The organism is Pandoraea sp. LA3 (assembly GCF_022696215.1).
Classification (GTDB): domain Bacteria; phylum Pseudomonadota; class Gammaproteobacteria; order Burkholderiales; family Burkholderiaceae; genus Pandoraea; species Pandoraea capi.
This window is the reverse complement of record NZ_PTPY01000025.1, coordinates 91,488-108,444: the sequence shown is the minus strand read 5'-3', so window position 1 is coordinate 108,444 and position 16,957 is coordinate 91,488. Positions and strand designations below refer to the sequence as shown.

Annotated in this window: 14 protein-coding genes and 1 pseudogene; 14 read left to right on the top strand and 1 reads right to left on the bottom strand. The window is 60.6% G+C overall.

All coding sequences use genetic code 11. The features are described from left to right. Positions 1 to 5 precede the first annotated feature (5 nt). The 14 genes and pseudogenes from ispG to C5N93_RS06660 all read left to right on the top strand — a co-directional run bounded on the left by ispG (position 6) and on the right by C5N93_RS06660 (position 14,601). Complete coding sequence (gene ispG, locus C5N93_RS06725) at positions 6 to 1,286, top strand: flavodoxin-dependent (E)-4-hydroxy-3-methylbut-2-enyl-diphosphate synthase (protein WP_150721584.1); 1,281 nt, start codon at positions 6 to 8, stop codon at positions 1,284 to 1,286. 75 nt (positions 1,287 to 1,361) lie between these two features. After that, positions 1,362 to 2,738 carry a histidine--tRNA ligase gene (gene hisS / locus C5N93_RS06720; protein WP_242558712.1) on the top strand — a complete coding sequence of 459 codons (1,377 nt, stop codon included), beginning with the start codon at positions 1,362 to 1,364 and terminating at the stop codon, positions 2,736 to 2,738. A gap of 32 nt (positions 2,739 to 2,770) precedes the next feature. Then, positions 2,771 to 3,400 (top strand): tetratricopeptide repeat protein, encoded by a 630-nt coding sequence (locus C5N93_RS06715; protein ID WP_242558711.1) that lies wholly within the window; start codon positions 2,771 to 2,773, stop codon positions 3,398 to 3,400. Between the two features lie 98 nt (positions 3,401 to 3,498). Further along, positions 3,499 to 4,692, top strand: coding sequence for an outer membrane protein assembly factor BamB (gene bamB / locus C5N93_RS06710; protein ID WP_347403295.1), 1,194 nt, complete (start codon positions 3,499 to 3,501; stop codon positions 4,690 to 4,692). Positions 4,693 to 4,771: 79 nt separating this feature from the next. Beyond that, positions 4,772 to 6,109, top strand: coding sequence for a ribosome biogenesis GTPase Der (gene der, locus C5N93_RS06705; protein WP_242558709.1), 1,338 nt, complete (start codon positions 4,772 to 4,774; stop codon positions 6,107 to 6,109). Positions 6,110 to 6,235: 126 nt separating this feature from the next. Further along, complete coding sequence (gene hfq, locus C5N93_RS06700; RefSeq protein ID WP_010807283.1) at positions 6,236 to 6,472, top strand: RNA chaperone Hfq; 237 nt, start codon at positions 6,236 to 6,238, stop codon at positions 6,470 to 6,472. A 99-nt stretch (positions 6,473 to 6,571) separates the two neighbouring features. Next, positions 6,572 to 7,639 (top strand): annotated as a pseudogene (gene hflX, locus C5N93_RS06695) (GTPase HflX); the annotation flags it as partial. A 338-nt stretch (positions 7,640 to 7,977) separates the two neighbouring features. After that, positions 7,978 to 9,315, top strand: a complete 1,338-nt coding sequence (gene hflK / locus C5N93_RS06690; protein ID WP_242558708.1) for an FtsH protease activity modulator HflK — start codon at positions 7,978 to 7,980, stop codon at positions 9,313 to 9,315. A gap of 12 nt (positions 9,316 to 9,327) precedes the next feature. Further along, positions 9,328 to 10,227: a protease modulator HflC gene (gene hflC, locus C5N93_RS06685; RefSeq protein ID WP_150721589.1), complete on the top strand. Its 900-nt coding sequence runs from the start codon at positions 9,328 to 9,330 to the stop codon at positions 10,225 to 10,227. Positions 10,228 to 10,298: 71 nt separating this feature from the next. Continuing rightward, complete coding sequence (locus C5N93_RS28290; protein ID WP_069345151.1) at positions 10,299 to 10,487, top strand: DUF2065 domain-containing protein; 189 nt, start codon at positions 10,299 to 10,301, stop codon at positions 10,485 to 10,487. A gap of 42 nt (positions 10,488 to 10,529) precedes the next feature. Further along, positions 10,530 to 11,690: an ATP phosphoribosyltransferase regulatory subunit gene (locus C5N93_RS06675; RefSeq protein WP_242558707.1), complete on the top strand. Its 1,161-nt coding sequence runs from the start codon at positions 10,530 to 10,532 to the stop codon at positions 11,688 to 11,690. 73 nt (positions 11,691 to 11,763) lie between these two features. Beyond that, a complete protein-coding gene (locus C5N93_RS06670) occupies positions 11,764 to 13,104 on the top strand; it encodes an adenylosuccinate synthase (protein WP_069345153.1) in 1,341 nt (446 codons plus the stop codon). 27 nt (positions 13,105 to 13,131) lie between these two features. Continuing rightward, positions 13,132 to 13,668, top strand: coding sequence for a phosphoribosyltransferase (locus C5N93_RS06665; RefSeq protein WP_242558706.1), 537 nt, complete (start codon positions 13,132 to 13,134; stop codon positions 13,666 to 13,668). Positions 13,669 to 13,968: 300 nt separating this feature from the next. Beyond that, complete coding sequence (locus tag C5N93_RS06660) at positions 13,969 to 14,601, top strand: DUF4189 domain-containing protein (protein ID WP_242558705.1); 633 nt, start codon at positions 13,969 to 13,971, stop codon at positions 14,599 to 14,601. Positions 14,602 to 14,828: 227 nt separating this feature from the next. On the opposite strand, the gene C5N93_RS06655 is transcribed toward C5N93_RS06660, so the two are convergent. Continuing rightward, a complete protein-coding gene (locus tag C5N93_RS06655) occupies positions 14,829 to 16,907 on the bottom strand; it encodes a M3 family metallopeptidase (protein ID WP_242558704.1) in 2,079 nt (692 codons plus the stop codon). Between the last annotated feature and the right edge of the window lie 50 nt (positions 16,908 to 16,957).

The window sequence follows — 16,957 nt, the reverse complement described above, 5'->3', positions numbered from 1 at the left end:
TAATCATGGCTTCTGTAGAATGCATGCCGATCATCGGTGGTCCGGCACCCCGTCGCAAGTCCCGTAAGGTCGGGATTCGCTGGGGCGGCCAGCTTGTGACGGTTGGCGGCGATTCGCCGATTCGCGTGCAATCGATGACCAACACCGACACGGAAGACGTGATCGGCACGGCCATTCAGGTCAAGGAACTGGCGCAAGCAGGTTCGGAACTCGTGCGTATTACGGTGAATACGCCGGAAGCCGCGGCTGCCGTGCCCGAGATTCGCAACCAGCTCGATCGCATGGGCGTGACCGTGCCGCTGGTCGGCGACTTCCATTACAACGGTCATACGTTGCTTGCCGACTATCCGGCATGCGCCGAAGCGTTGTCGAAGTACCGTATCAACCCGGGCAACGTCGGCAAGGGTGCGAAACGCGATACGCAGTTTGCGCAAATGATCGAAATGGCGATCAAGTACGACAAGCCGGTGCGTATTGGCGTGAACTGGGGCAGCCTGGACCAGACGCTGCTCGCTCGCATCATGGACGAGAATGCGGCGCGTGCTACGCCTTGGGATGCGCAGAGCGTGATGTACGAAGCGCTCATCACGTCGGCACTGGAATCCGCGGATCTGGCGCAGCGTGTCGGTTTGTCCGCCGACAAGATTCTGCTGTCGTGCAAGGTGAGCGCGGTACAGGATCTGATCGCGGTGTACCGCGAGCTGTCCAAGCGCTGCGACTACGCATTGCACCTCGGGCTGACCGAAGCCGGTATGGGCTCGAAGGGCATCGTTGCCTCGACGGCAGCGTTGTCGGTGTTGTTGCAGGAAGGGATTGGCGACACGATCCGTATTTCGCTGACGCCGGAACCGGGCGGCGCGCGTACGGGCGAAGTTGTGGTGGCGCAGGAAATCCTGCAGACGATGGGCCTGCGCGCGTTCGCACCGATGGTCATCGCCTGTCCGGGGTGTGGCCGCACGACGAGTACCGTGTTCCAGGAACTGGCGGCGAGTATTCAGAAATATCTGCGTGAACAAATGCCGGTGTGGAAGGCTCAATATCCGGGCGTCGAGAACATGAACGTTGCGGTGATGGGCTGCATCGTGAACGGCCCGGGCGAATCGAAGCACGCGAATATCGGTATCAGCTTGCCGGGTTCGGGTGAGTCGCCGGCGGCGCCGGTGTTCGTCGATGGCGAGAAGGTGCGCACGCTGCGCGGCGACCATATCGCGGAAGAGTTCCAGCAGATCGTCGACGACTACGTGAAGACCCACTACGGTGAGGCCGAAGGCGTCGTTGCCGCGTAAGTCGGGCATTCAAGTCGGCATCAAGCCGGCATTTGGGCTGGACGCCGGCAGCATGCAGGCAGAACACAAGAGAATATGACTGACGCAAAGAAGAATCGCCTCGCCAAACTGGCCGGGGTCAAAGGCATGAACGATATCCTCCCGCAGGACGAAGCCCTGTGGGAGTTTTTCGAGGAGTCCGTGCGCGCCATGCTGCGCGCCTATGGCTACCAACAGATCCGTACGCCGATTCTCGAGCATACGCAGTTGTTCACGCGCGGCATCGGTGAAGTGACCGATATCGTCGAGAAGGAGATGTACAGCTTCACCGACTCGCTCAACGGCGAACAACTGACGATGCGCCCGGAAGGTACCGCAGCTGCCGTTCGCGCGACGCTCGAACACAACCTGCTGTACGGTGGCCCGAAGCGCCTGTGGTACTTCGGCCCGATGTTCCGTCACGAGAAGCCGCAACGCGGCCGCTATCGTCAGTTCCATCAGGTCGGTGTGGAAGCGCTCGGTCTGGCGGGGCCGGATGCCGACGTCGAAATCATTCTGATGTGCCAGCGCCTGTGGGACGATCTCGGTCTGACCGGTATCCACCTGCAACTCAATTCCCTGGGGCAGGGTGAGGAGCGTGCGCGTCATCGTGCCGATCTGATCGCTTACCTCGAGAAGCACGTCGATCTGCTGGACGAAGACGGCAAGCGTCGCCTTTACACGAACCCGCTGCGCGTGCTCGATACGAAGAACCCGGCAATGCAGGAGATGGTCGAAGGAGCGCCGAAGCTCATCGATTACCTCGGCGAGGCGTCGATCAAGCACTTTGAGGGCGTGCAGTCGCTGCTCAAGGCGAACAACATTCCGTTCACGATCAATCCGCGTCTGGTGCGTGGTCTGGATTATTACAATCTGACCGTGTTCGAGTGGGTGACCGACAAGCTGGGTGCGCAGGGCACGGTGGCCGGTGGTGGTCGTTACGATCCGCTCATCGAACAACTGGGTGGTGACGCCACGCCGGCATGCGGCTGGGCGATGGGCGTCGAACGTATTCTCGAACTGCTGCGCGAAGACGATCTCGTGCCGCAGGCCGAAGGTGCCGATGTCTACGTCGTGCATCAGGGCGAGTCGGCAGTGGCGCCGGCGCTGATCGCTGCGGAACGCATGCGCGACGCGGGATTGAACGTGGTGTTCCACTGCAGCCCGGATGGGAATGGCAGCAGCTTCAAGTCGCAGATGAAGCGCGCGAATGCGAGCGGTGCGAATTTCGCGGTCATTATCGGTGAGAACGAAGTGGCTTCGGGCACTGCCGAAGTCAAGCATCTGCGTGCCGCCGAGCAGACGAACAATCAGACGAGCGTGCCGTTCGACGGGCTCGCCGAGTATCTGATCGACGCTATCGTTGCGAGTGCAGACGAAAGCGTGAACGAAAGCCTGGGTGACGACGGTCCGGGCAACGAAACCCTTCATTAATTCACGACGCCAGACACGGAGAATACCGGCGAATGAGCAGCTATCACGAGGAACAGGAACAGATCGAGAACGTAAAGGCCTGGTGGAAGCAGTACGGCAATTACGTTATCTGGACGCTCGTCGTCATCATGCTCGCCTATGGCGGCTGGAATCTGTGGCGCTATTACGAGCGTAAGCAGACGGTGGAAGCCGGTGTGCTGTATGGCGAGCTGGAAACCGCCATCGACGCGAAGGACAAGGCGAAGGTCGCGCGTATCGCGTCCGATATGGAGAGCAAGTTCAGCGGCACGCCGTATGCGCAAATGACGGCACTGCTCGCCGCCAAGACGCTGGCGGATGCGGGCGATGCGTCAGGTGCGAAGGCGCAGTTGCGATGGGCCGTGTCGAATGCCAAGGACGACGAGTACAAGCAACTCGCCAAACTGCGTCTGGCGGGGGTGTTGCTCGACGAGAAGGCGTATGACGAGGCGCTCAAGCTACTGGACAATCCGCCGGCGCCGTACGCTGGTGTGTTTGCCGACCGTCGCGGCGACGTGCTCGTCGCGCAAAGCAAGGTGGCCGACGCTCGTACGGCTTACAAGCTCGCGCTCGACAAGCTCGACAAGCAGGATTCGGGCATGCGCCAGTTTGTTCAGTTCAAGCTCGACGCGCTGGGGGCCTGACGCGCGTCGGCAATCCGTTGGCAAGTATTACCCTCCCATAACGCATAACCGGGTACATGATGATCCTTAACGACTTCCGTCGATCGATGCCGCAAACGATGGCCACGTCTCAGTCTGCACAGGTTGGCCTGGCGGCCTCGTCGCGCCGGGGCATTTTCAAGCGTGCGGGCACAGCGGTGCTGACGCTGGCCGTACTCGGCACGCTGGGTGGTTGCGGGCTCTTCGGCAGCAAGCCGGCGCATGAACCGACGCCGCTCACGGAGATCAAGCAAGCGTTGACCGTCAAGCAGATCTGGACGGCGAGCGTTGGCAAGGCCGGTGCTTACAGCTTCGCGCCGGTGGCCGTTGGCAACGCGGTGTTCGCGGCAGGTGCGAACGGCAGCATCGTACGTGTGGATGCGGAAACGGGCGCGTCGAACTGGTCCGCCAAGGCTGATACGGACATTACGGCCGGGCCGGGCAGCGACGGAGAGACGACCGTCGTCGCCACGCACAAGGGCGACGTGATCGCGTTCGATCACGACGGCAAGCCGGCATGGAAGGCAAACGCGGGCAGCGAAGTCCTCACTGCACCGCTGGTCGGGCGGGGCCTGGTGGTGGTGCGTGCCATCAACAACCGCGTCACGGCGTTCGACTCGGGCACCGGTTCGGTGCGCTGGTCGTACTCGCAGCCGTCGACGACGTTGACGCTGCGCACGGGTACCGGCATGACGTTCCTGGGCGACCGTTCGGTCATTACCGGCTTTCCGGGCGGCAAACTGGTCGCACTCGACGCCAACACGGGCAACCCGCAGTGGATCACGCCGCTGTCGTATCCGAAGGGTGTGACCGAGGTTGAGCGTGTGAATGACGTGACGGGCGTGCCGGTCGTGTTCGGTCGTCAGGTGTGTGGCGCGACGTTCCAAGGTCGTGTGGGATGTGCCGACGTGCAGACCGGCAACGGCCTGTGGGCGCGAGACTTCTCGTCGCCGAATGGTGTGACGCAGGATGAGCGGGTGGTGGCGGCTGTGAATACCGATGGCGCCGTCTACGCGTTCAACGCTGCCGATGGCAGTACACTGTGGCAGAACGACAAGCTTAAGTACCGCGATCTGTCGGCGCCGTTGGCGCTCGGCCGTGTCGTGGTCGTGGGCGACAAGCAGGGCTATCTGCATTTCCTGTCGCGGGACAACGGTGAGTTCCTCGCCCGCGTCAAGCTGAGCGGCGCCATCAGTGCGCAGCCGGTCATCGCCGGCCAGACACTGGTCGTGCAAACCCGCGATGGCAATATTTATGGCTTCCGTCCGGAATAACCGGTAACCGGCAAGCACCCGGGCATTTTCCGGGAACGGCCGGCAGCGCGCCGGCCGTCTTCGTTTTTAGGGCTTATTCATGAAACCCGTGATCGCGCTCGTAGGGCGCCCCAACGTCGGCAAATCGACGCTATTCAACCGTTTGACCCGCTCGCGCGACGCGCTCGTCGCCGACATGCCCGGGCTCACGCGCGACCGTCACTATGGCGAGGGGCGCGTTGGCGAGCATCCGTATCTGGTGATCGATACCGGTGGCTTTGAGCCGGTGGCCAAGGAAGGCATTTTCCACGAAATGGCCAAGCAGACGCGGCAGGCCGTGGTCGAAGCCGACGTGGTGATCTATATCGTCGACGGCCGTCAGGGCCTCACGCCGCAAGATCAGATCATCGCCGACTACCTGCGCAAGACGGGGCGCAAGATCATGCTCGTGGTCAACAAGGCCGAGGGCATGAAATACACCACGGTGGCCAACGACTTCTACGAGCTGGGTCTCGGTGACCCGCTGGCGATTTCGGCCGCCCACGGCGATGGCGTGAAGGAAGTCATCGACGAGGCGATTGCGCCGTTCTATGCCAACCCGGATGAAACGGAAGACGACGGCAAGAACGACGGGCGCGTCAAGATCGCCATCGTTGGGCGTCCGAACGTCGGTAAGTCGACGCTGGTCAACACGCTGCTCGGCGAAGAGCGCGTGATCGCCTTCGACATGCCCGGCACTACGCGCGATTCGATTCATATCGATTTCGAGCGTCAGGGCAAGAACTACACGCTGATCGATACGGCGGGTCTGCGTCGTCGCGGAAAAGTCTTCGAGGCGATCGAGAAATTCTCGGTTGTGAAAACGCTGCAATCGATCGCGGACGCGAACGTCGTGATCCTCATGCTCGATGCCCGTCAGGACATCTCGGATCAGGATGCGCACATCGCGGGCTTCATTCTGGAGTCTGGCCGTGCCGTGGTCGTGGGCGTGAACAAGTGGGACGGCCTGGACGAGTACACCCGTGAGCAGGCGAAGCAGGAACTTGAGCGAAAGCTCAAATTCCTCGGTTTTGCGAACTTCCACTTCATTTCGGCCGCAAAGGCGACCGGTATCGGCCCGCTGATGCGCTCGGTGGACGAAGCGTACGCAGCGGCGATGAGCAAGCTGCCGACGCCGAAGCTGACCAAGGCGCTCATTGAGGCCGTGGAACACCAGCAACCGCGCCGCTCGGGCTTCTCGCGTCCCAAGTTGCGCTACGCACACCAAGGGGGCTCGAACCCCCCGATCATCGTCATCCACGGGAATAGTCTGGATGGTGTGACCGATAGCTATCGCCGCTATCTTGAGAACCGTTTCCGCGAAACTTTTAAGTTGAAGGGCACTCCATTACGCATAGAGTTCCGCAACAGCGCGAACCCTTACGCCAAGGGCGAGTGAAAGCCAGTCCGGGGCGGGGTTTTGCTGGCGACGCTAGCAAAATCGGCTATAGTGTGGAAGTCAGGGTGGGAAGCGCGCACACGCCCTGGCTTACGGTCATTTGCTAAAAATACAATGGAGTAACTTATGAGCAACAAAGGGCAACTTCTACAAGACCCGTTTCTGAACGCCTTGCGTAAGGAGCATGTTCCCGTCTCGATCTATCTGGTCAACGGTATCAAGCTGCAGGGAAACATCGAGTCGTTCGACCAGTATGTCGTCCTGCTGCGCAACACGGTCACCCAAATGGTCTACAAGCACGCCATTTCGACGGTCGTTCCTGCGCGTCCGGTGAATTTCCATCCGGAAGCCGAGCAGTCCTGATTCAGGCTCGCCCGACCGGGAGTCTCTCCGGCCGGGCGAATTTATCTTCCCCGTCGCCCGCTCTTGTCCAACAGTCCCAATACCCATTCCCAGCGTAGCTTGACCACCAACGCCGCGCTCGTCGGCATCGATTTCGGCAAACTCGATTTCGAAGCCAGTCTCCAGGAACTCGACCTTCTGACGCAATCCGCAGGCGCGACGCCTGTCGTGACCATTACCGGTCGTCGCCACAGCCCCGATGCCAAATTGTTCATCGGCAGCGGTAAAGCTGAAGAGCTGCGCGAAGCCATTGCCGAATTCGACGTCGATCTGGTGATTTTCAATCACGCACTGACACCTGGTCAGCAGCGTAACCTCGAACACCTTCTGCAACGCCGTGTGGTCGACCGTACCAGCTTGATTCTCGATATCTTTGCCCAACGCGCCAAGAGTCATGAGGGCAAGTTGCAGGTCGAACTCGCGCAGTTGCAGTATTTATCTACGCGTCTGGTGCGCGCCTGGACTCACTTGGAACGCCAGAAGGGCGGTATCGGTCTGCGGGGGCCGGGTGAGACGCAGCTGGAAACCGACCGTCGTCTGCTGGGCGAGCGTGTGAAATCGCTCAAGGTCCGGCTCGAAAAGCTCCAGCGCCAGCACGACACGCAGCGCCGCGCTCGTCAGCGCAGCGGCACGATGTCGATTTCGCTCGTGGGCTATACCAACGCCGGCAAATCCACGCTGTTCAATGCGATGACGAAGGCCAATGCCTACGCCGCCGATCAGCTGTTTGCCACGCTCGATACGACCTCTCGTCGCGTTTATCTTGGCGATGTCGGGAACATCGTGCTGTCTGATACTGTCGGATTCATCCGCGAGTTGCCGCACCAGTTGGTCGCGGCGTTCCGGGCGACGCTTGAGGAGACGGTGCACGCCGACATGCTGCTGCATGTGGTGGATGCGTCGAGTCAGGTGCGCAAGGAGCAAATGGCCGAGGTCAACGCCGTTCTGGCGGAGATCGATGCGGCCGGCATCCCGCAGATTCTCGTCTGGAACAAGATCGACGCAGTACCGGAACTGGCGGCACAAGGGCCGAGAATCGAGCGGGACGAAGACGGGCGCATTACGCGTGTCTTTTTGAGCGCGCGTACTGGCCAGGGTCTGGACCTGCTGCGCGAGGCCATCAGCGAGGCGGTTGTGGCCGGCACTGGTGGGTTACAATCGCAGCACGAAGCGCCCGATGTCCGGCTCATCGACCGTTGGGACGATGTGCCGCGCGCAGAAGACAGATAACACGAGACGTCGCACCGCGAAGGGTGGGTTGCCCCGGGGAATACCGGCAGCACTCCGACGCGGGTGACGAACTGGCAAGAGACTAGACGGAGGCCGGGAAAGGCCGCCGATCGGCAAACCAGATTCGGGAACCACGCGCGAACCGGCAACATGCGTGCTCCGATGCGAGGCGCGCCGGTCGCAACGCCCAACCCGCTTCAGTCACCACGCTTCTACCTATGCTTCCAAGAGCTTTGATGCGACGAGTTGGCCTGATTTTCTCCCTGAACGACCCGCGCTGGGGGCGGGACGGCGGCGGCGATACGCCGTCCGGCAATCAGGAGCCGAATCGCCCCGACCGGGCGAACAATCCGAATTCACAAGATCAGAAGGAGCCGCAGCGCGGACCGCAAGGCCCGCAGCAGGACGGTCCGCCCGATCTCGACGAATTGTGGCGCGATTTCAATCGCCGTCTGAACCGTATCTTCGGCCGTAAGAACGGCGGGGGCGGTAATGGCGGTTCGAACAATAGTTTCTCCGGTGGCTCGCGAGGTTCGGGTATCGGTGTCGGCGTTGTCGTCGCACTCGCATTCCTGATCTGGCTGGCGACGGGCTTGTTCATCGTCCAGGAAGGTCAGGTCGGTGTCGTCACCCAGTTCGGCAAGTACAAGTACACGACGACGTCGGGGATCCAGTGGCGTTTGCCGTACCCGTTCCAGTCGGTCGAAGTCGTCAACATGTCGCAGATCCGGTCCGTGGAAATCGGTCGTTCCAATACGATTCGGGATACGGATCTTAAGGACTCGTCGATGCTCACGGGCGATGAAAACATCATCGATGTGCGCTTCGCCGTGCAGTACCGGATCAAGGACGCGACCGAGTTCCTGTTCAATAACGTGGACGCCGAAGCATCGGTGAATCTGGCGGCGCAAACGGCTGTGCGCGAGATTGTCGGCAAGAGCAAGATGGACTTCGTGCTCTACGCCGGTCGTGAAGAGATCGCGAATGAACTCGTGACGTCGATTCAACGCATTCTCGACAGCTACAAGACGGGTATTCTCGTGACGAGCGTCACGATGCAGAGTGTTCAACCGCCGGAGCAGGTGCAAGCGGCGTTCGACGACGCTGTGAAGGCCGGTCAGGATCTGGAGCGTGCGAAGAACGAAGCGCAAGCCTATGCCAACGACGTGATTCCGCGTGCCAAGGGTACGGCGTCGCGTCTGACGGAAGAGGCCGCCGGTTACAAGGCGCGTGTGGTGTCGCAGGCTCAGGGTGACGCCGATCGTTTCAAGTCGGTGCAGGAAGCCTATGCCAAGGCGCCTGGTGTGATCCGCGAGCGTATGTACCTCGATACGATGCAGCAGATCTACTCGCGCACCACCAAGATCATGGTGGATTCGAAGAACAACAGTTTGTTGTATCTGCCGTTGGACAAGATCATGGAACGCACGCGCAGCGACGCGTCGACCCCGGCGCCGGCATCCGGCGCAGGTACGGGGGCGGCCGCGGGAGCGCCTGCCACTGATGACAACAATGATGTCGACCATGATCGATCGCGCGCGGCACTGCGCAACCGCGACCGCGATTCACGCTAAGGGGATAAGCGCATGAACCGTATTGGAACCGTTATCGTCGCGCTGATCGTCTTGCTGATCGTGCTCGCCTCGACCATGTTCGTGGTGGACCAGCGCCGTTATGCCGTAGTGTTCTCGCTGGGCGAGATCAAGGATGTCTACAACCAGCCGGGCCTGAAGTTCAAGTTGCCGCCGCCGCTCCAGACCGTGTTGTATCTGGACAAGCGCATCATGACCATCGACAACCCGGAACCGGAGCGCTTCATCACGGCCGAGAAGAAGAACCTGATTGTCGACTCGTACGTGAAGTGGCGCATCATCGATCCGCGCAAGTTCTATGTGAGCTTCAAGGGCGATAACCGCCTTGCACAGGATCGTCTGACGCAGCAGATTCGCTCGGCTTTGCAGGAAGCGTTCACGAAGCGCACTGTGACCGAAGTCGTGTCGACGCAGCGTGACCAGGTGATGCAGTGGGTCAAGCAGAAGGTGGGCGACGAAGCTGCGCAGGTGGGTATCGAAATTGTCGACGTGCGTATGCGTCGGGTCGACCTCGCCGCCGGTATCAGCGATTCGGTATACAGCCGGATGGCCGCCGAGCGTAAGCGCGTGGCGAACGAACTGCGTTCGACGGGCGCGGCCGAAGCCGAGCAGATCCGTGCTGATGCCGATCGTCAGCGTGATGTGACCGTTGCCGAAGCGTATGCCAAAGCCCAGCAGGTCAAGGGCGAGGGCGACGCCGCTGCCGCAAGCATCTATGCGCAGGCATTCGGCCGTGATCCGCAGTTCGCTCAGTTCTATCAGAGTCTCGAAGCGTACAAGGCGACCTTCCGTGATAAGAGGGACGTGATCATCGCCGACCCGAACAGCGATTTCTTCCGATTTATGCGCGGTTCCGGTGGTGCTGGCGCGCCGGCCGGAAAAGCGGGAAAATAACGCCTCTGACATCCGAGTAGCTGCCACCGCCCGCGTCATCGCGGGCGGTGGCGTTTTGGCCGAGTCCCCCAGTGACCAGCAGCACAATCATTCTCGCTTTCGCCCTCATGCTGATCGTCGAGGGACTGTTTCCGTTTGTCGCCCCGGACCGGTGGCGGCAAAGTTTTCGTAAAATAACGGAAATGCCGTCCGGCCAGATTCGTTTCTTCGGCCTGGCCGCTGTCCTGCTAGGGCTGGTTCTGATGCTGCTGGTCGATTAATCAAAGGCGCTTTTTGCGCGCCGTCTGAATTCCGAAATTCCCATGCCTAACTGGCTACTTCCCGAAAATATCGCCGACGTGCTGCCGTCCGAGGCGCGCAAGATCGAAGATCTGCGCCGTCTCATGCTCGATCGCTTCCGTACCTATGGCTACGAACTCGTGATGCCGCCGATGCTCGAGTACGTCGAGTCGCTGCTCACCGGTACCGGCCATGACCTCGATCTGCGCACGTTCAAGCTCGTCGATCAGCTCTCGGGGCGTACCATGGGCCTGCGCGCGGATATCACGCCGCAGATCGCGCGGATCGACGCGCATTTGTTGAACCGCAAGGGCGTAACGCGTCTGTGCTATGCGGGAAGCGTGTTGTTCACCCGTCCGCGTAATCTGCTTGCCACGCGCGAGCCGTTCCAGATCGGTGCCGAAATCTTCGGTCACAGTGGGCTGGAGGCCGATCTTGAAATTCAGGAGTTGTTGCTGTTCTGCTTGCAACTGGCTGGCCTGAAACAGATTCGTATCGATCTTTGCCACGCGGGCGTGCTGGAGGCGTTGCTGGAGGGGGTTCCGGCGGCCGAGGCTATTGAAAGCCAATTGTTTAGCGCACTCGCGACCAAAGACGTGCCTCAGTTGCAGGAGTTGACGCGCGACCTTCCCGAGCATGTTCGCGATGCCTTGCTAAGCTTGACCACGTTGTATGGTGAGCCGGCCGAAACACTCGCTCGTGCGCGTAAGGTTCTGCCGGATCTGCCCGGTGTAACGTCGGCATTGAACGACCTGGCATATCTGGCGGAATCGCAAGGCCAGGGCGGCCCGGCGGTACTGTCGATCGATCTGGCCGATCTGCGTGGCTATCAATATCACAGCGGTGTGATGTTCGCCGCCTACGTGGATGGCATTCCCAACGCCATCGCTCGCGGCGGCCGTTACGACAAGGTTGGTCAAGCGTTCGGTCGTGATCGGCCGGCGACCGGTTTTTCGCTAGATTTGCGCGAGTTGGCGGCGATTTCGCCAGTTGAGGCGCGTAGTAACGCGATTTTGGCGCCAGCGGATGATGTGCCGGGCTTGCGTGCCAAAATCGACAGCCTGCGCGATGCGGGGGAGGTCGTTATCCGCATGCTGCCGGGCCACGCTCAGGATTTCGAGGAATTCACGGGAGACCGTGTCCTCGTCGAAAAAGATGGCCAGTGGGTTGTGACGCCCCGGTGAATTCGCTGAAAAAAGCGGCACTCGCCTGCGCCAACACGGGTAGAATACGTTTTTAACCAAACCAACTATTGTTATGTCCGGCAATGCTTTGAATCAGGGACGCAACGTCGTCGTTATCGGAACCCAATGGGGCGACGAAGGTAAGGGTAAGGTCGTCGACTGGCTGACCGATCACGCGCAAGGCGTGGTGCGTTTCCAAGGGGGCCACAATGCCGGACATACGCTCATCATCGGCGGTAAGAAGACCATCCTGCGTCTGATTCCGTCGGGCATCATGCACAAGGACGTCACGTGCTACATCGGTAACGGTGTCGTGCTGTCGCCCGAAGCGCTGTTCAAGGAAATCGAAGAGCTCGAAAGCGCCGGCCTGAACGTTTGTGGCCGTCTGCGCATTTCCGAGGCCTGCACGCTGATCCTCCCGTATCACGTTGCCATCGACCAGGCGCGCGAAGCCCGTCGTGGCGCGAGCAAGATCGGCACGACCGGTCGTGGCATTGGCCCGGCCTACGAAGACAAGGTCGGTCGCCGTGCGCTGCGCGTGCAGGATCTGTTCGATCCGAAGACGTTCGCTGAACGTCTGCGCGAAAACCTCGATTACCACAACTTTGTTCTGACCCAGTATCTGGGCGCGCCGGCTGTCGACTTCCAGGAAACGCTGGATAAGATGCTGAGCTACGCCGAACGCCTGCGTCCGATGATCGCTGACGTTTCTCAAGAGCTTTACGCGGTCAACCGCGCTGGCGGCAAACTGCTGTTCGAAGGTGCACAAGGCACGTTGCTCGACATCGATCACGGCACCTATCCGTTCGTGACGAGCAGCAACTGCGTTGCTGGTGCGGCTTCGGCAGGTGCCGGTGTGGGCCCGCAGCAGCTTCACTATGTGCTGGGCATCACGAAGGCTTATTGCACGCGCGTTGGCGCTGGTCCGTTCCCGAGCGAACTGTACGATGCGGATAACGCCGCTCGTCAGGAAGCCATCGGTTTGCAACTGGCAACGGTCGGCAAGGAGTTCGGTTCGGTCACGGGTCGTCCGCGCCGCACGGGCTGGATGGATGCCGCAGCACTCAAGCGCTCGATTCAGATCAACGGTGTGACGGGTCTGTGCATGACGAAGCTCGACGTGCTGGACGGTCTGGAAACGGTGCGTCTGTGCGTGGGCTACAAGATCGACGGCAAGTCGGTGGATATCCTGCCGCGCGGTGCGGTCGACGTGGCTCGCTGCGAGCCGGTGTACGAGGACTTCCCGGGCTGGTCGCAGAGCACTGTGGGTGTGACGTCGTGGGATCAACTGCCGGTTCAGGCGCAGAACTATCTGAAGCGTATCGAGGAAGTGAGCGGTATTCCGATCGATATGGTGTCGACGGGTCCGGATCGTGACGAAACGATCCTGTTGCGCCACCCCTTCAAGAACTGAAAAACAGCAGGACTGGCAAGACACACCATGAATCAGCCCCAAAACGACGATAAGAACCTCTGGGTCTCGTGGGACGAATACCATCGACTGGTCGAGCGCCTGGCGCTCAAGGTCTATGAGTCCAACTGGAAGTTCGACAAGATCCTGTGTCTGGCCCGTGGTGGCTTGCGCGTGGGCGATCAGCTCGCGCGCATCTACGACGTGCCGCTCGCGATTCTGGCAACGAGTTCGTATCGGGAAGCCGAAGGCACCATTCGTGGTGACCTCGACATCGCTCAGTACATCACCATCACGCGCGGCGAGCTTGAGGGCTGTGTGCTGCTGGTCGACGATCTGGTCGATTCCGGGGTGACGCTTGAGCGCGTTGGCAAGCACCTGAAGGAGCGTTTCCCGAAGGTGACGGACGTGCGTTCGGCGGTGCTGTGGCACAAGGCGTGCTCGAAGGTGGCGCCGGACTACGCGGTCGATTTCCTGCCGACGAATCCGTGGATTCACCAGCCGTTCGAAGAGTACGACACGCTGCGCCCGCATAACCTGTCGGCGTGGATCAAACGTGGGACCTAACAGGTTCTGAGGTACCTGGGCTTGCCGTAATACCGGTATGCCTGATCGGGGTCTCTCCGGTCATGACAGGCGGTGACATCGAAAGATGCACCGCCTGTTTTGTTTTTGGGCCACGGATTGTTCGCGCATTGGACGGTGTGCGGTGACCCTATCGAAGACGCGCTGCGCGGGACTGATACCTCATCGGACGTGTATTAGGCGGGCAAAACCCCTTTAGTTTGCCACTTCATTTTGGCTTGTCGTATGGTCTGATGCGCTATTGCTTCCGTTGATGGCTGACTCCGGGCCGACTGTTTCATCATGAACAGGTTGTTTCACCTCTTCTTGCTTTGTCCCGTAGGCATTGCGAGTGCGATCGCGTTGATCAGCGTGTCGGCACACGCGGCCTCTGCCGTGGCTGGGCTACGCACGGCGAATGGATTGCGCTATGTCTACGTGACCAACCAGACGTCGATGGCCAAAGCCAAGGTGGCGGCACTGGATCGATGCCGGACGCAATTGGCGCCGGGCAGCAGGGGAGGGCGTTGCGACGTGCTGATGGCAGGGAATGGCCCGGCATATTGGGCTGTTGTGCGTGCCAGCAACGGTGAGGTGGGTGTCGCGTTGGGTGACACGCAAGAATCCGCCGTGCAGGATGCGTTCGTGGTCTGCCAGCGGGGAGGGCAATGCGCTCTGGAGAGCGCTCAGGTCTGGTTCGATAGCGGGCAACGTCCGGGACGGCGTTTGCCGCCGCCCAAAGCGGCACAGGCGGCGCCGACGCAATGCCGGATCCCGACGGGGCAGGTGGTGCGAATGCAGACTCAATGTATTAACGGCGAATGCACCCGGACGTACGAGAACGGCTGTACCGTTCGATTTCAGGCGGCCAGATGCCTGGATAAGGAAACGCATAGCTACGTCTGGCGCCCCAACGGATGTGACGACGATAGCTAAGGGCAGCGAGCACGGTAAGGGAGTGTGGCGCTTGCAGCAAACTGGCGGCGACACGATCGTAGACACGAGTGCGCTGACTGGGCGGTGGTAAGACGTCTGTGTGAGCTTCGTGCGTGAGTGAAAAGCACAACCCTGTACGAAGCTGCTTGCTCTCCTCATGTGCGGAACGCAAAACGGGCGTCGACTTTCGTCAGACGCCCGTTTTTCATCGATACACTCGCCGAATGTCAGCTTGCCGACATGCCGCTATGGCGAAGCAGGGCATCCACTTGCGGAGCGCGGCCGCGGAAGGCAACGAAGGACTCCATGGCCTCCCGGCTTCCGCCCACAGCAAGAATCTCATCGCGGTAGCGCGCACCGGTCGCGGTATCCAGTACCGATCCAGTGACTTTGGCTGCTTCTTCGAACGCCGAGTAAGCATCTGCGGACAGTACTTCTGCCCACTTGTAGCTGTAATACCCTGCCGCATAACCGCCGGCGAAGATATGGCTGAACGTGTTCGGCCAACGCGAAAACTCCGCTTGTGGCGTCACATGCAAACGATCGTTGATGCGGCGTGCAACCTCGAGCACAGACTCCTTGCCGCGCGGATCGAAGTCGTAGTGCAGGTGCATATCGAAGTCGGAGAAGACGAGCTGACGCAGCATCATCAATCCGCTCTGGAAATTGCGTGCCGCGATCATCTTGTCGAACAACTCGCGAGGCAACGGAGCGCCGGTTTCGACATGTGCCGTCATGTGTTCGAGCACATCCCATTCCCAGCAGAAGTTCTCCATGAACTGCGACGGCAACTCCACCGCATCCCATTCGACACCGTTGATGCCTGCGACACCGGCATCTTCGACCTGCGTCAGCATGTGATGCAGGCCATGGCCGAATTCGTGGAACAGCGTGATGACGTCGTCGTGCGGCAGTAACGCAGGCTTGTCACCAACCGGTGCCGGGAAATTGCAGACGAGATAGGCGACAGGCGTTTGCAGCGAGCCATCATGCAGGCGCTTGCGCGTACGGGCGCTGTCCATCCATGCGCCGCCGCGTTTGCCTTCGCGAGCGAACAGGTCCATGTAGAACTGCGCGACCAGTTCGCCATCGCGTTCGATGCGGAAGAAGCGCACGTCCGGGTGCCAGGTTTCGGCGTCTTGCGGGCGGATCGTGACGCCGAACAAAGTGCCGGCGACACGGAACAGACCGTCCAGCACTTTGGGCAGAGGGAAGTATTGGCGAACTTCCGTTTCCGAGAAGGCGTAACGCTCCTGACGCAGTTTCTCCGACGCGTAAGCGGTGTCCCAAGGTTGCAAATTGTCGATGCCGAGCGCCTTGGCGGCAAAAGCCTGAAGCGCTTCCCAATCCTGTTCGGCATAGGGACGCGCGCGGCGTGCGAGATCTTCGAGGAACTCAAGGACTTGTGCCGGCGATTCGGCCATCTTCGGTTCGAGCGATACCTCGGCGTAATTCTTGAAGCCAAGCATTTGCGCCTCTTCTCGACGCAGCGCCAACTGCTCGACGACGATACCGGTATTGTCCCAATCCGCGTCGCCCTCACCAAACTTGGGGCCGAGCTCTGAGGCACGAGTCACGTTCGCGAGATAGAGCTTTTCCCGCAGAGCGCGATTGTCTGCGTACTGAAGGACCGGGAAATACGACGGGAAATGCAGCGTGAATTTCCATCCTTCAACGCCATCGCGCTCCGCAGCCGCACGTGCGGCTGCCTTGTCGTCGTCTGGCAGGCCGGCAATTTCCTGCTCATCGGTGATGACGAGAGAAAACTTGTTGGTGGCGTCGAGCACGTGGTCGGAAAAACGCTTGGCCAGATCGGCTTGCGCTTCCTGAATCTCGGCAAATCGTGGTTTCTGGTCCTCGGGGAGTTCTGCGCCACCCAACCGGAAGCCGCGCATCTCGTTGTCGAGGATTTTCTTGCGCGCGGACGAGAGCCCGGCAAACTCCGTCCCAGCGGCGATCGCCTTGTACTTATCAAACAGCGCGAGGTTCTGGCCAACGCTTGCCGAAAACTCCGTCACGCGGGGCAGATTCTCGCTATAGGCCGCGCGCAGCTCAGGCGTGTCGGCCACGGCGTTAAGGTGTCCGACGATCTCCCACGCGCGGCCCAGACCTTCGGTGCCGTCTTCCACGGCGTCGAGAATATTGACCCAGGTCGCCGGCGTAGTGGGATCTGCTGCCCGGTCCACCGCTGCGCGTGCCTGCTCGAGCAGCACGTCAACGGCAGGCGTGACGTGTTCCGGGCGGATTTCGGCAAAACGCGGAAGTCCTTCGATATCGAGAAGAGGATTGGTTTGCGGCGTATTCATGCGTTCGTTATCCACTTGAAGGGGCTTACGAAGAGTGTGGGGGCAACCTG